The sequence below is a fragment of the Streptomyces ovatisporus genome (assembly GCF_042653885.1).
Lineage (GTDB): Bacteria > Actinomycetota > Actinomycetes > Streptomycetales > Streptomycetaceae > Streptomyces > Streptomyces ovatisporus.
On sequence record NZ_JBHSFH010000005.1, the window covers coordinates 208,938 to 223,754 of the forward strand.

Genomic DNA, 14,817 nt, shown 5'->3' on the forward strand with positions numbered 1-14,817 from the left:
GGCATGTGCTCGCTCCAGCCAGGAGCGCTGCGGCCGAGGCTCCTGCTGGCGCACGCGGCAGGCGAGGCTCACGCGGGTGCGCCCGCGCGGCTGCAGGCGAGGCTCAGGCGGGTGCGCGGACGCCGCCGTCTCCGGGTCCGCTCGCGTTCCCTGAGGTCTCATCGGGACCACCGTTCCCCCGGCCGTCACCGCCGGCTGTCCTCGCCCTGCGGCCGGCCGGTTCCGTCGAGGCGGGCGCGGAACCGCCCCGTCCCCGGGCGCCCTTGAGGACGAGGACCAGCGCGGTGGTGACCGCCGTTCCGGCTGCGACAGCGACGAGGTACAGCAAGGGGGAGCCGATGAGCGGCACGACGAACACTCCGCCGTGCGGTGCGCGCAGGGTGCTGCCGAAGGACATCGTCAGTGCGCCGGTCACCGCGCCGCCGGCCATGGAGGAGGGGATGACCCGCAGCGGGTCGGCCGCGGCGAACGGAATGGCTCCTTCCGTGATGAAGGAAGCACCCAGCACCCAGGCCGCCTTCCCGTTCTCCCGCTCCGCCCTGGTGAACAGCTTGCTCCGTACGACGGTGGCGAGCGCCATGCCGAGGGGAGGGACCATGCCGGCGCCCATCGCGGCGGCCATCGCCGTCAGACTGCCGTTGCCGGGGTCGGCCGTCGCGATGCCGCCGGTGGCGAAGGTGTAGGCGACCTTGTTGACCGGACCGCCCAGGTCGAAGCACATCATCAGCCCGATCAGCAGGCCCAGCAGGGCGGCGTCGGTACCGGTGAGCCCGCCGAGCCAGTCCGTCATGGCCTTCTGGGCCGAGGCGATCGGCGTACCGATCAGCACGAACATCAGCGTGCCGACGATCACGGACGAGATCAGCGGAATGACGACCACCGGCATGATGCCCCGCAGTGCGGGCGGAATCGTCACGCGCTGGACCGACATCGCCACGGCCCCCGCAAGGAGACCGGCGACGAGTCCGCCCAGGAAGCCCGCCTCGATCTCGACGGCGACGGCACCGCCGACGAAACCGGGGACCAGTCCCGGACGGTCAGCCATCCCGTAGGCGATGTAGCCCGCGAGCACCGGCACCAGGAAGCTGAATGCGAGGCCGCCGGTCTGGTTGAGCAGCGCGGCCCAGCTGTGCGCCTCGGTCCAGACGAAGTGGTCGGCGACGGACTTGGCGTCGGTGATCTCGTAGCCGCCGAGAGCGAAGGAGAGGGCGATCAGCAGTCCCCCCGCGGCGACGAACGGGACCATGTAACTCACGCCGGTCATCAGCCACTTGCGCAGCTGCGTGCCGAATCCGTCCCCCGGGTCGCCCGCGTCCCGCATGGGGACGGGCGGAGCTCCGGCCGCAGAGGTCCCGCCGTGCGCGGCCCGGGCCCGTACCTCGGCGACGAGTTCGGCCGGCCGGTTGACGGCGGCCTTCACGCCGACGTCAACAGTGGGCTTGCCCGCGAAGCGGTGCTTCTCCCGGACCTCGACGTCGTGCGCGAAGATCACGCCGTCCGCCGCGGCGATCACCGCGGGGTCGAGCCGGTCGAACCCGGCCGAGCCCTGGGTCTCGACGACCACTTCGACGCCCGCCTCCTGCCCCGCCCTGGTCAGGGACTCCGCAGCCATGAACGTATGCGCGATGCCGGTGGGGCACGAGGTCACGGCGACGATGCGGAAGGGGGACGACTGCCCTTCCGCCCCTGGTGCCTCGCCCGGTCGGCCCTGCCGCTCCCCCTCACGGTCCGGCGACTCCCGGCCCGCAGAATCGCGCGCGGGCCCCGGCTCGGCCCCGGCGTGCGGCGCGTCGTCCGGCGTGGCATCCGTCTCCCGTGCCCCGGTATCGGCCGCGGCTGCCTCCCGGGTGACGGGTGCGGCTTCCGGTGCGGCTTCCGCTCCGGCTTCCGCTTCCGCGTCACCGCGGATGAGCGCCGCCGCCCGCTCCGGTTCCGGCACCGAGCGCAACTGGGCGGTGAAGCTCTCGTCGGCCAGCCGTCGCGCGAGGCCGGAGAGGATGCCGAGGTGGTCCCGATCGCCCCCTTCGGGAGCGGCTATGAGGAAGATCAGGTCGGCCGGCCCGTCGGAAGCCCCGAAGTCGACGGGTACGGCCGGGCGGCCGAAGGCCAGGGTGGGTTCGGTGACGTGGGCGCTGCGGCAGTGCGGTATCCCGATGCCGCCTTCGAGCCCGGTCGGCATCCGCGCCTCGCGGGCTGCTACGTCCTCCAGGAATCCGTCGAGGTCGGTGACGCGTCCTTGTGCGGACATCCGCTCGGCGAGCGAGCGCGTGGCTTCTTCCTTGGTGCCCGCGGTCAGGTCGAGGTCGACCAGCTCCGCGTTGATCAGCTGGCTCATCGAACGGCTCCATCGGCGTCGTTGGCGGTGTTGGCAGTGTTCTCGGGGCCGGCGGTGTTCTCGGTGGCGGCGGTGTTCTCGGGGCCGGCGGCAAGTTCGGCCTCGTCCGGAGGAGGACCGGCGAGGGGACGGCCCAGGGGGTGGTCCAGCGGCGGGCGGGTCGTCACAGAGACGGCTTCGGGACGCACATCGGCGGGCCGGGGCATGGCGCTGCCGGGCAGCTGGACCGCCGCCGCTCCGTACGCCACCGCCGAGGCCAGCGCTCCCGGACCGGAACCGCCCGCCGCGAGGAAGCCCGCGAGCGAGGCGTCACCGGCTCCGACATCACTGCGTACGGCGGGGGCAGGGGCGCTGGCGAAGTACGTACCGGTGGCGTCGGCCAACAGCTGTCCGGTGGCCCCGAGGCTGGCGAGGACGGCACGTGCGCCGGAGGTGCGCAGTTCCTCGGCCGCCTTCACCGCGTCGCCGACGGTCGCGAGGGGGCGGCCGACTGCCTCGGCCAGCTCGTCGGCGTTGGGTTTGACCACATCCGGCCGCTCACGCAGCGCGGCCCGCAGCGCCGGTCCGGAGGTGTCGAGGGCGACGCGGACTCCCCGGAGATTGCACCGCCGGACGAGCTCGGCGTACCACCCGGAAGAGAGCCCCCCGGGGAGGCTGCCGCAGCAGACGATCCAGGCAATGCCCACGGCGGTCCCGTCCGCGGTTCCGTCCGCGGCGCCGTTGGCGGTCCCGTCCGCGGTTCCGTGCCCGGCTCCGTTGACGGTCCCGTCCGCGGTTCCGTGCCCGGCTCCGTCCGTCCCCGCCCCGCCCGCACGGGCTCCGTCCGCAGCCGGCGCCGCAGCGCAGCCACCCGGCGCTTCCACCCTGTCCAGCAGCGCCCCGGCTTCGCGTCCGGTGAGTTCGGGCCCGGGGGCATTGATCTTGGTGAGCGTCCCGTTGGGTTCGGCGAGTGAGATGTTCACGCGGGTCGACCCCCTCACGGGGACGCCCGCCACCTCGATGCCCCGCTCCTCCAACAACCGTGCGAGCAGCGCTCCTTCGGGTCCTCCGAGGGGCAGGACGGCGATGGTCCGCCGCCCCGCGGCGGTCAGCGCACACGAGACGTTGACGCCCTTCCCACCAGGGTCGACGCGGTCCGCGCCCGCCCGCAGCACGGCGCCGCGGGCGAGTCCGGGTATCTCGTACGTACGGTCCAGGCTGGGGTTGGGCGTGACGGTGAGGATCGTGCCGTGGGCGCGGCCGGCCGTGCCGCTCATACCCGCCTCACCTGGGGCCCCGCTGCCTCGATGGCACGTGCCGCCTCGGCCGGCAGCCCGGTGTCCGTGATGAGCAGATCGACGTCGGCGAGTCCGCCGAACCGCGCGAAGTGTTCCTGTCCGTACTTGGCGGAGTCCGCGAGCAGCACGACCCTGCGTGCCGCCGCTGTCACCGCGCGCTTGACGGCCGCCTCGGCGAGGTCGGGGGTGGTGAGGCCTCCGTCGAGGGAGAAGCCGTTCGTGGCGAGGAAGAGAAGGTCGGCGTTGATCTCGGCGTAGGTGCGCAGCGCCCAGGCGTCGACGGCGGCGCGCGTACGGTGCCGCACCCGGCCGCCCACGATGTGCAGGTCGATGCCGGGATGGTCGGCGAGCCGCGCCGCCAGCGGGAGGGCGTGGGTGACGACGGTGATCCCGCAGTCCATGGGCAGAGCGGCGGCGAGGCGGGCAGTCGTGGAGCCCGCGTCGAGCAGCACGCTGCCCGTGGTGGGCAGTTCGTCCAGCGCGGCCTGGGCGATGCGGTCCTTCTCGGCGGTGGCCTCGGCCTCCCGCTCGTTCAGGTCGGGTTCGAAGTTGAGAGTGCCCGCGGGAATGGCGCCGCCGTGGACGCGCCGGATGACTCCGGCCCGGTCGAGGGCCTTGAGATCGCGCCTGACCGTCTCGCCGGTGACCTGGAACTCCCGCGCCAGGGACAGCACCTCCACGCGGCCCCGCTCGCGTGCGAGCCGCAGGATCTCCTGTTGGCGCTCCGGTGCGTACATGTGGCTTCGAGTCCGTTCCGTGCCCGAGAGTGTGGCTTCGTGGGTACGGTACGGCCGCACACAGGGGAAAGTAAACACAACTGGGCATGCGTTCCAACCAAATCAACGCACCCGCCACTGCGTGCAGGCCGGTCCGCCGGTGACCCGGAACACGGTTCTGCACGGGAGGCACGCCCGCACGCCTGCATCCCGCCCCGCCCGTACGTCTACGTCTGGAGGCAGCACGCAAAAGAGTCCCGGCGCTCGGGGGAGGGCGCCGGGACTCGTCCGGGTGGCGGCCCTGGAGCAGCCGCCTCGTGGGGAGTTCAGTTGTCCGCGCGTGGCGCGAGTGCTGCCGCCGCGGAGTGATCGCGGCGCGACCCGGTTCAGGTCACCTCGCCAGGTCCTCGGGTCACCCCGCCGGATCGGCGACTTCGGATCACCGTATTCGGATCAGGCAGCGGCGTCGAAGCCGGTGTCCGTGGCCAGCTTCTTCAGCTCCAGCAGGGCATGCTTCTCGATCTGCCGGATCCGCTCCCGCGTCAGGCCGTGCTGCTTGCCGACCTCCGTGAGCGTGCGCTCCCGGCCGTCGACCATGCCGTAGCGCGCCTTGATGATGGAGGCCGTACGGGAGTCGAGGCGGCCGATGAGCCCGTCGAGCTCCTCCCGGCGCAGCAGCGTCAGGACCGACTGCTCCGGCGAGGCCGCGGAGGTGTCCTCCAGCAGGTCGCCGAACTGCGTCTCGCCCTCGTCGTCGACCGACATGTTGAGGCTGACGGGGTCGCGCGCCCAGTCCAGCACGTCGATCACGCGTTCCGGTGTGGAGCTCAGCTCGGCGGCGACCTCCGTGGGCTCCGGCTCCCGGCCGTACTCCCTGTTGAACTCCCGCTGGACGCGCCGGATGCGGCCGAGCTCCTCCACCAGGTGGACGGGCAGCCGGATGGTCCGCGACTGGTCGGCGATCGACCGCGTGATGGCCTGCCGGATCCACCAGGTCGCGTACGTGGAGAACTTGAAGCCCTTGCGGTAGTCGAACTTCTCCACGGCACGGACGAGGCCGGCGTTGCCCTCCTGGATCAGGTCCAGCAGCGGCAGTCCGCTGCGGGGGTACCGCCGGGCGACCGCGACCACGAGCCGGAGGTTGGAGCGGATGAAGACGTCCTTTGCACGCTCACCCTCGGCGACGATCGCTTCCAGCTCCTCGCGGGCCGCGGTCGCGCTGGCCGAGTCGGGGCTCAGCGGCTTCTCTTCCTGATCCAGTATTCGGCGGGCGTACACGCCTGCCTCGATGGCGAGCGAGAGCTCGACTTCCTTTGCCGCGTCGAGCAGTGGCGTGCGGGCGATCTCGTCGAGATACATGCCGACCAGGTCGCGGTCCGCGACTTCGCTGCCTGCGGCGCGAACACTGCTTGCCGCGTCAGCTGCACCTGTCGTGCTGGCCTGACGACGGGCGACGGCACGGGTTGCCATGCGTGCTCCCTTGCGAGTGGACTCAATCTGGTCGGTGGCTTGGGGCGGACACTCCCCGAGTGCCCCCATCCGAAGGAAACAACGAGTGGAAACCGGACTTAATTCCCAACCGCCGCGTCAATTTCGTGATCATGCAGTACCCTGTCCGGCCACCTGAAGGGATCCAAGGTGAGCGAGTCGTCAGAGGTACTGGTCAGAGCGGGGACCGAGGAAGACCTGAAGCCGCTGACCGACATCTACAACCACTACGTCCGCGAGTCGGCCGCCACGTTCGACACCGAGCCGTTCACACCCGGGGAACGGCGTGACTGGCTGCTCTCCCACCTTGAAGACGGCCCGTACCGCCTGTTGGTTGCGCAGGAGCGCCACATCACAGGAGGAGGCAGGGCGGCGGCCGGGGGCCGTACCGACAGCCCGTCCACCCCACCCGGCACGAGGGGTTCCGCATTCGGCCAAGTTCTCGGCTACGCGACCAGCAGCCAGTTCCGGCCGAGGCCCGCCTACAGCACCTCCGTCGAAGTCAGCGTCTACCTGGCACCCGAGGCGGCGGGCCGCGGGATCGGCTCCCTGCTCTACGAGCACCTCTTCGAAGCTCTGAAGGGGCAGGACCTGCACCGTGCGTACGCCGGGATAACGGTGCCCAACGACGCGTCCGTGCGTCTGCACGAGCGCTTCGGCTTCGAGCATGTCGGCACGTACCACGAGGCGGGCCGGAAGTTCGGCCGCTACTACGACGTGCAGCGCTACGAGAAGGCACTGGGTCCGTGACCTGGGACGGGCCGCCGGGAGCGGCGTGAGGCGGGAGAACTTCCCCGCTCCACACCGTGAACTCCCCCGCTCCACACCGCGGTTGTGGCCCGGATCACACCCATTCAACAGCCGGGACCGGGTAGTTCCACCTTCAACGACTTCTTCGCGAAGCCGTGCGCGACGGCTGCCCGTCGCTCCACAGCACAACGCACAGCACGCGCACCACACTTGGACAGGAGTTCGCTTTCATGAGCACCCCGACTCCGGCCAGCCCGGCACCCGTCAAGGTCGCCGTCATCTACTACTCCTCGACCGGCACGATCGCCGCGCTCGCCAGGGAGATCAGCGACACCGCCGAGAAGGCCGGCGCAGAGGTACGGCTGCGCCGCGCGCCCGAGCTGGCGCCTCGCTCGGCAGTCGAGTCCAACCCCGCGTGGGCGGAGAATCTGCGGGCCACGGCGGACGTCCCGGAGGCATCCCCCGCCGACGTGGAGTGGGGCGACGCCGTGCTCTTCGGTACGCCCACGCGCTTCGGGAACGTCTCCGCCCAGCTCAAGCAGCTGCTCGACCAGCTCGGGCCCCTCTGGGCGGAGGGCCGGCTGGCCGACAAGGTCTACAGCGGATTCACTTCCTCGGCCTCGCCGCACGGCGGCCAGGAGTCGACGCTGCTGGCGCTCTACAACACCGTCCACCACTTCGGCGGTCTGGTCGTCGCCCCTGGCTACACCGACCCGTCCAAGTTCGTCGACGGCAATCCGTACGGCACCTCGCACACCGATGCCCAGGGGAACAACCCTGTGGACGAGACGGCCCGTACAGCTGCGCGGGTGCAGACGGAACGGGTGGTCCGCGTCGCAGGCGCCCTGAAGGCCGGACTGACCGTCGCCTGACGCGGCGACGCAGGGCGACGGCCCTCCCCCGCACATGAGGTGCGGCATCGCCGGCCCGTGCCGAAGGGACGACTGTCCCGGCGGCACGCCCGGGGAGCCTCCCCGGAGGGGCGGCGATGCCGCGCACCCGCCCGTACAGCACGGTTCATCCGTCCCTGCCCCACTCGCGCAGTGAGACATTCCGCCACCCCTGTGGCGCCCCTGTGGCACCGTCCCGACCGGGCGTTCACCCGACCGCCGCCACTGGACTGGACCGATGAACTTCAGCGCGGCGTCTGGTCCTTCACAACCCCGCACTGCGAATATGTGCGCTCCCGTATGCCCGGCTCCACGTCGCCCGTTCGAGTCGCCCGTTTGAGGAGCACCACGATGCAGCAGACGCCGCCGCAGCCGCCCCAACCCACCACCCGCAGACAGATCCTCACCGGTGCCGCAGGTGCCGCGGCCGCCTTCGGTCTCACCGCCGGCGCGGCCGGCCCCGCCCAGGCAGCCGGCGGTGCCGCCGGGGACGCAGACCGCGTCCGGCGCACAGCCCGGACGATGCTCGGCCGGATGTCGCTGAAGGAGAAGATCGGCCAGCTCTTCGTAATCGAGGTCTACGGCACGCGAGCCGACACAGCGCACGCCAAGAACAAGGAGCTGTACGGGGTTTCGACACCCGCCGAGGTCGTCGCCAAGTACCGTCCGGGCGGCGTGATCTACTTCGACGCCCGCCGCGGCCCCGACAACCTCAAGGACCCCCGTCAGGTCGCCGGACTCTCCAACGGGCTGCAGCGGGCCGCTCTCCGCTCCGGCGCCCGCATCCCGCTGCTGGTCTCCATCGACCAGGAAGGCGGCAGCGTCGTCTTCCGGATGCTGGAGCCGGCCACGCAGATGCCGGGCAACATGGCGCTGGCCGCGGGGCGTTCACGTACGGACGTCCGCCGCTCCGCCGAGATCATCGGCAGCGAGCTGGCCGCGATGGGCATCAACCAGAACTACGCCCCCGTCGCCGACGTCAACATCAACCCGAACAACCCGATCATCGGCGTCCGCTCCTTCGGCTCCGACCCGCAGCTGTGTTCCACGCTCGTCGCCGACTCCGTGCGGGGCTACCACCGCGGCGAAGTGGCAAGCGCCGCCAAGCACTTCCCCGGCCACGGAGACACGGACGTCGACAGTCACACCGGTCTGCCCGTCATCACGCACACACGCGAAGAGCTGGAGAGCATCGACCTGCCGCCGTTCCGCGCGGCCATCGCACGCGGCGTCGACACGATCATGACGGCGCACATCGTCGTCCCCTCGCTGGACGCGAGCGAGGTCCCCGCGACCATGTCCAAGCCGATCGTGACGGGCCTGCTCCGCGAGGAGCTGGGCTTCGACGGCCTCATCGTCACGGACGCCCTCGACATGGGCGGCGCCACCGAGGACTTCCCGCCGGACGTCGCCCCCGTACGGGCACTGCAGGCCGGCTGCGACCAACTGGTACTGGCCCCGAAGACCGACACCGCACACGCCGCCGTGCTGGCAGCCGTCGAGTCCGGCGACGTACCCGAGTCCCGTCTGGACGCCTCCGTGCTGCGCATCCTCGAACACAAGCTGCGCAACGGGCTCTTCCCCCGGCCGTACGTCGACGAGGCACGCGCCGAGCGCTTCGTCGGCAACCGCCGGCACGCCGCGGACGCCGCTCGCATCACCGACCGCACAGTCACGCTGGTGCGCAACGAGGGCAGGGTGCTCCCCCTCTCCGGTGAGAAGCGTTCCGTGCTGGTGGCCGGCTGGGGAGCCGATCAGGTCGCGGCTCTCGCCGACGCTGTCAGCAAGCGTCCCGGACAGTCAGCCACCCCGCTGGAGACCGGTCCGGCTCCCTCCGAAGCGAAGATCGCGGAGGCCGCCTCCGCAGCGCGGGACCACGACGTGACCGTCGTGGTGACCAACGCCGCCGCGTCCGCCAAGGACAAGGGCGCCGCCCAGGCTGCCCTGGTCAAGGCCCTGATGAAGAGCGGCACTTCGGTCGTCGCGGTCGCCGTGCGCAACGCCTACGACATCCAGCGCTTCCCCGACGTCCCGGCGTACCTCGCCACGTTCTCCTACGGCGACCTCTCCATCGCCTCGGCCGCCGACGCCCTGTACGGCGATCTCAACCCCTCCGGGAGGCTTCCCGTCGGCATCCCCACCCTCGACGACCCGGAGAAGACGCTCTACGACTTCGGCGACGGACTGAGCTACTGACGCGAAGCTCCGCACGCGCTCCCCACGGGACCACGGGGACCGACGGAGACAGCGCAACGCGGACAGCGGCGGCCACGGCCCCCTGAAGCAGCACCCCGTCCGGGAACCTCCCGGGCGGGGTGCTGCGTCGTGCGCCGCAGCGTTACGAGGGGTCTGCGGGGTCCCGAGGAGGGGCGCCGCCGTTCATCTGCTCGCTCGTCGAGGCGTCCAGGGACATTCGGCCCCTCTTCCGGTTCTCCCGGGCCCTCGGCGCTCGTACGTCAGGGCAGCAGGCTGTCCAGTGAGACCGGCGTCTCTCCGCCGGCGGAGCAGAAAGGACGGCAGGAGGCACTCATGCATCCCACCTCATTCGCCGACGACGAGGTGGTCGAAAGTCTTGTCCGCGATGCCTCTACGGCACCGTCCATGCACAACGCGCAGCCGTGGCGATTCCGCTACAGGCGGGCCGACCACTCCATGACCCTGCACGCGGATTTCGAGCGCGGCACGTCGCAGGCCGACCCGCAGCTGCGCTCCCTGCACGTCGCTTGTGGGGCGGCGCTGTTCAACTTGCGGGTCGCCGCTCACCATGCCGGGTTCCGTCCCGTGCTGCGTCTGCTGCCCGACCCGGCCGCCCCTCAGACGCTGGCCACCGTGAAGCTGATCGAGTCGCCCAACACGCCCGACCCTGATGTGGCACGGCTCCACAGTGCGATCGCAGAGCGGCGCACCAGCCGCTATCCGTACGCCGAGAGGACGATCCCGTCCCCGCTTGTGAACCTCCTCGTCGACCAGGTCCGGGCGGAGGGTTCGCGGCTGACCTTCATCTCCGGCCGGCACCTGGCACTCGTCCTCGATCTGATCGAGCAGGCCGAGCTGGACGCGGACCGGCTGGGCGGCCCCGACGAAGCACGCAGGTTCCGTACCGGGGTGACCTTGGAGAACGCGTCACCGGCCGGCCCGGACGCCGTGCACGGCATGCCCGCGTACGCCCCGGGCCCCGAGCGCCCCGGGCACACACCGCCGCCTGGCTTCCCCCGTGGCCAGGGCGAGAGCGACCGCGGCTCGGGAGACGTCGAGCACGTACCGCACCTCGGTCTGCTCTACACCGAACGGGACGACCCGATCGACTGGCTGACGGCGGGACAGGCCATGGAACGTCTGCTGCTGACGGCCACCAGAGAGGGACTGGCCAGTTCGTTCGCCACCCAGGCGCTGGAGCGTACGGAGCTGCGCTGGCTGCTCCGCGACCCCGTGTGGGGGACAGGTCCCGTGCAGACGGTGATCCGGCTGGGTTACGGGGCGCGGGGAGAGCCCACTCCGCGGCGGCCTGTCGAGGACGTGCTCGACATCGTCCCCTGACGCTCGACACCGTCCCCTGACGAGAGATCCGCAGACGAAAGACCCCCTGTCCGGGAAGCGCCGGGACGCCGGTCAGCCGACTGTGGCGTCCGAGCAGTCGGCGGGTCCGGATACCTGTGCCGAACAGCTACCGCCGAGACGTGGCGCTCTCCGGGTGGTCCCGGCCGGACGGTCCGCGTGCGGCCCGAGGATCGTCCTCGTACTGGGCGTACTCGGGCGCCTCCGACTACGCAGCGTGCCGTGCCGGGCGTCGCGAGCCGGTGAACCTTCCCGGTCGCAGCGCTATTCGCGGCGAGTCCACCAGGGCCCGACGGCAGCCCACTCCCGTTCCCAGTCCTTGTCCCGCGCGGCATCGATCCGGCGCCGCGTGAGCCAGCACCCGCCACCGATCACGAAACACGTGGCCACTGCCGCGGCGCTGCCCGCCGCAGCGCTCTCCCCCATGATCTCCGTGGCACCCGGAGGCGGCTGCCGCGGTACGCCGCGGCTGTCGAGCCACACTGTGACGTTCGTACGTGCGGGGGTGCCCGCCTCCACCGGTGCACGGGCGGTCCTGGAGTGCCCGTCCGCGGACTCCCACCGGACCTTCGCGGGAACCCTGGCGTCGCCCGTCACGGTGGCGAAGCTGTCCGTGGTCGGGGCGTTCTCCGTCAGCACGGCCTTCGTCCGGGTCAGCTGCGAGTTCTCGCGCAGACTGTCACCGAGTGCGTCGGACGCCATCGCGCCGGTGACCGGCGCGCTCGCCGCCATGACGACCCCGGCCGCGAGACCCACCCACGCCTCGACCCGGTCGGAGCGGCGCTTCAGCGGGTTGTTCCGCCAGCGCCACAGCCACTTTCTGGTCCTCATCAGCCGACTCCCCTCACCGGCGGCTCCGGCCTCACGCACCAGGTGATCTGTCTGCGGGCTCCCAAGGGGGCCGAACGGCCACCGATCGGTGGACGACCGGCCTCTTCTTTGCCCTGGTCGGGTCCGTTCGGCCCTATTCCCGCGGTGAACCGGGGAGTGACGATGCGGACAGACGGCTGTGACGCGACAGCTGTGACGGGTGAACACAAGCGGAATCACGAGGGCCGACATGAGCGATCTGCGCACGTTCTCCGAGCAGAACCCCATCAGAGTCCTGCTGCTGGACGATCACGAGGTGGTACGGCGCGGAGTGCACGACCTGCTGGAGTCGGAGGCGGACATCGACGTCGTCGGCGAAGCGGCGACAGCCGAACAGGCCCTCACTCGTGGGCCCGCGCTGCGACCGCACGTCGCGGTCCTCGACGTACGTCTGCCCGACGGCGACGGCGTCGCCGTCTGCAGGGAGCTGCGCTCCCAGATGCCGGACCTGGCGTGCCTGATGCTCACCTCCTTCGACGACGACGACGCGCTGCTCGACGCGATCATGGCGGGCGCGTCGGGATACGTGCTCAAGCAGATCAAGGGCTCCGACCTGATCTCCGCCGTACGGACAGTGGCGGCGGGGCAGTCCATGCTCGACCCCGCCACGACGGCACGGCTGATGGGCAGTCTCCGCGGCCCGGACGCGCACAAGGACGAACAGGGACCTGTCGCCTTCGCGGATCTGTCCCCGCGCGAGCGCGACATCCTCGCGCTCATCGGTGAGGGGATGACGAACCAGGAGATCGGCAAGCAGCTCTATCTGTCGGAGAAGACCGTCAAGAACCACATCTCGCGGCTGCTGGCGAAGCTGGGCGTCGAACGGCGCGTACAGGCTGCCGTACTGGCCACTCAGGCTCACGCGCAGGAGGAAGCCCGGCTGCACCATCCGCGCTGAGGCCCGGTGCACGACGGCGGGCGCCCGGCTGCACGATCGTGGCCCAGTGGTTCGGCCACTGAACCTGCAAGCCTGTTCGGACGCGGCTCAGAGGCTCAGCCAGTCGACCTGTGCAGCGGCACCCGCCACAGCAGCCGGGTGCCGCCTGCCTCCGGCGTCTCCATGTGCAGCTCGCCGCCCAGCCCCTCGGCTCGTTCTGCGAGGTTGTGCAGGCCGCTGCGCCGCGCCCCGGCGGGAACCCCCACGCCGTCGTCCTCGACCGACAGGCGGAACGCGTCCCCCGTCGCCTCCGCCGCCACCTGGACCGCACCCGCTCCGGAATGCCGCGCCGCGTTGGACAGGGCTTCCCGCAGTACGGCGACGGCCTGATCGGCGATCTCCGAGGGGACCTCTGTTTCGAGCAGCCCCTCCATGCGCAGCGCGGGCGTGAACCCCAGAGCGGGTGCGACGTCCTGCACCGCGTCCGTGAGGCGGCTGCGCAGTCCCTCCCCGCCCGGCTCCGTGTCGTGTGCCCGCAGTCCGAAGATGGTGGACCGGATGATCTTGATGGTGGCGTCGAGGTCGTCGACGGCCCGCATCAGCCGCTCACCCGCCTTGGGGTGATCGACGAACCGCATCGCGCTCTGCAGGGTCATCCCGGTGGCGAACAGCCGCTGGATCGCCAGGTCGTGCAGGTCGCGTGCGATGCGGTCGCGGTCCTCGAACAAGGCGATCTGTTCGGCGTCCCGCCGTCGTTCCGCCAGTTCCATGGCGACCGCCGCCTGCCCCGCGAAGGCGCTCAGCGGCGCGGTCTGGGTGTCGGCGAAGGGCTGGCGCGGTTTGGAGCGTGCGAGCAGCAGCACCCCACGGGAGGCGTCCTCGGCGATCATCGGCACTGCCACTGCCGGCCCCAGACCTGCCCAGCGTGGCGGACCCGCGGTGATGCGGGGATCGTGCTCGACGTCCACGCTCGTGGTGACCTCCCCCGCGTCGACCGCGGCGCCCGCGAACGATCCCTCCCTGGGCAGCAGCAGTCCCCGGTGGGCCTCGGCGTCGGTGCCGGAGGCGACGGCGACTCTCAGCGCCGCGCCGTTCTCCTCGGGCAGGGCCAGCACGCCCAGGTCGGCGGAGAGGATGTTGCGCGCCAGTTCGACGATCAGCCCGAGAACCCGCCTCTCACCGACACCGGAGAGCAAGGCACGCGTGACCTCCGCATTCGCCTCCATCCACCGCTGCCGGTAGTTGGCCTCCTCGTACAGCCTCGCGTTCTCGATGGCGACTCCGGCCGCCGCGGCGAGCGTCGACAGCACGGTCTCGTCCTCGCTGTCGAACTCCTTGCTGTCGCGCTTCTCCGCCAGATAGAGGTTGCCGAACACCTCGTCGCGTACGCGGATCGGGACCCCGAGGAAGGAGCGCATCGGAGGATGGTGCGGGGGAAATCCCTGCGAGGACGGGTGCTGGGCGAGGTCGGGCAGCCGCAGGGGCATCGGGTTCCGGATGAGTTCGCCGAGCAGTCCGTGACCTGTGGGCAGCGGACCGATGGCCTGGGCCTGCTGGTCGGTCACGCCGACGGGGATGAACTGGGCGAGCGTGCCGTCCTCTGCGATCACTCCGAGCGCGCCGTACTCGGCGTCGACGAGCAGCACGGCCGCTTCTGCGATGCGCTGCAGCACCTGGGAGAGCTCCAGTTCCCGCCCCACCGAGAGCACTGCTTCGAGGAGGCTGTGGATGCGGTCGCGCGTGCCGCGCACGGCGTCGATCCGTACCTGCAGCTCCTCCAGCAGGTCGTCGAGCTGCATACGGGGCAGGTGGCCGGTGGATCCGTCGTCTTGGTACTGCACAGCGCTCATCGACCTCCGCCCGGAACGGGAGGCTTGGGAAGAACTACCGGTGATTATCGGTTTCGGTTCTTTTGTCCACACAGTAGCCGCGAGCCCGCGCAACGGCATGGGAAGGGCTCCGGACGGGCCGGGGGCCCTTCTCATGCCGTTGCCGACCGCCACGGACCGGTCGGACAGCACGAGCATGCGGCCGGTCCCGCGAGGACGGGACCAACAGC

General features: G+C 71.1%; 11 protein-coding genes. 5 read left to right on the top strand and 6 right to left on the bottom strand.

Features of this window, described 5'->3' with window-relative positions; genetic code table 11:
- Positions 1-103: 103 nt before the first annotated feature.
- From ACFPA8_RS09380 to ACFPA8_RS09395, 4 genes are all read right to left on the bottom strand, one after another.
- Complete coding sequence (locus ACFPA8_RS09380; RefSeq protein WP_386445209.1) at positions 104-2,335, bottom strand: PTS fructose transporter subunit IIABC; 2,232 nt, start codon at positions 2,333-2,335, stop codon at positions 104-106.
- Positions 2,332-3,591: a 1-phosphofructokinase family hexose kinase gene (locus ACFPA8_RS09385; protein WP_386445212.1), complete on the bottom strand. Its 1,260-nt coding sequence runs from the start codon at positions 3,589-3,591 to the stop codon at positions 2,332-2,334. The genes ACFPA8_RS09380 and ACFPA8_RS09385 overlap by 4 nt, the downstream gene beginning before the upstream one ends.
- On the bottom strand, positions 3,588-4,349 hold the full coding sequence (locus tag ACFPA8_RS09390) for a DeoR/GlpR family DNA-binding transcription regulator (protein ID WP_386445215.1): 762 nt from the start codon (positions 4,347-4,349) through the stop codon (positions 3,588-3,590). Before ACFPA8_RS09390 ends, ACFPA8_RS09385 begins: the two co-directional genes overlap by 4 nt.
- A gap of 432 nt (positions 4,350-4,781) precedes the next feature.
- Positions 4,782-5,798 (bottom strand): sigma-70 family RNA polymerase sigma factor, encoded by a 1,017-nt coding sequence (locus ACFPA8_RS09395; RefSeq protein WP_386445218.1) that lies wholly within the window; start codon positions 5,796-5,798, stop codon positions 4,782-4,784.
- Between the two features lie 168 nt (positions 5,799-5,966).
- Here ACFPA8_RS09395 and ACFPA8_RS09400 point away from each other — a divergent pair, with 168 nt between their 5' ends.
- From ACFPA8_RS09400 to ACFPA8_RS09415, 4 genes are all read left to right on the top strand, one after another.
- Complete coding sequence (locus ACFPA8_RS09400; protein WP_386445221.1) at positions 5,967-6,566, top strand: GNAT family N-acetyltransferase; 600 nt, start codon at positions 5,967-5,969, stop codon at positions 6,564-6,566.
- Positions 6,567-6,796: 230 nt separating this feature from the next.
- A complete protein-coding gene (gene wrbA / locus ACFPA8_RS09405) occupies positions 6,797-7,438 on the top strand; it encodes an NAD(P)H:quinone oxidoreductase (protein WP_386445224.1) in 642 nt (213 codons plus the stop codon).
- Positions 7,439-7,807: 369 nt separating this feature from the next.
- Positions 7,808-9,652: a glycoside hydrolase family 3 protein gene (locus ACFPA8_RS09410; RefSeq protein WP_386445227.1), complete on the top strand. Its 1,845-nt coding sequence runs from the start codon at positions 7,808-7,810 to the stop codon at positions 9,650-9,652.
- Between the two features lie 333 nt (positions 9,653-9,985).
- Positions 9,986-10,993 carry an Acg family FMN-binding oxidoreductase gene (locus ACFPA8_RS09415; protein WP_386445230.1) on the top strand — a complete coding sequence of 336 codons (1,008 nt, stop codon included), beginning with the start codon at positions 9,986-9,988 and terminating at the stop codon, positions 10,991-10,993.
- 282 nt (positions 10,994-11,275) lie between these two features.
- On the opposite strand, the gene ACFPA8_RS09420 is transcribed toward ACFPA8_RS09415, so the two are convergent.
- Positions 11,276-11,842 carry an Rv1733c family protein gene (locus tag ACFPA8_RS09420; protein ID WP_386445233.1) on the bottom strand — a complete coding sequence of 189 codons (567 nt, stop codon included), beginning with the start codon at positions 11,840-11,842 and terminating at the stop codon, positions 11,276-11,278.
- Positions 11,843-12,071: 229 nt separating this feature from the next.
- Between ACFPA8_RS09420 and ACFPA8_RS09425 the strand changes: the two genes are divergently transcribed.
- Positions 12,072-12,779, top strand: coding sequence for a response regulator (locus tag ACFPA8_RS09425; protein WP_386445236.1), 708 nt, complete (start codon positions 12,072-12,074; stop codon positions 12,777-12,779).
- Between the two features lie 95 nt (positions 12,780-12,874).
- On the opposite strand, the gene ACFPA8_RS09430 is transcribed toward ACFPA8_RS09425, so the two are convergent.
- Positions 12,875-14,608, bottom strand: a complete 1,734-nt coding sequence (locus ACFPA8_RS09430) for a sensor histidine kinase (protein WP_386445238.1) — start codon at positions 14,606-14,608, stop codon at positions 12,875-12,877.
- Positions 14,609-14,817 lie beyond the last annotated feature (209 nt).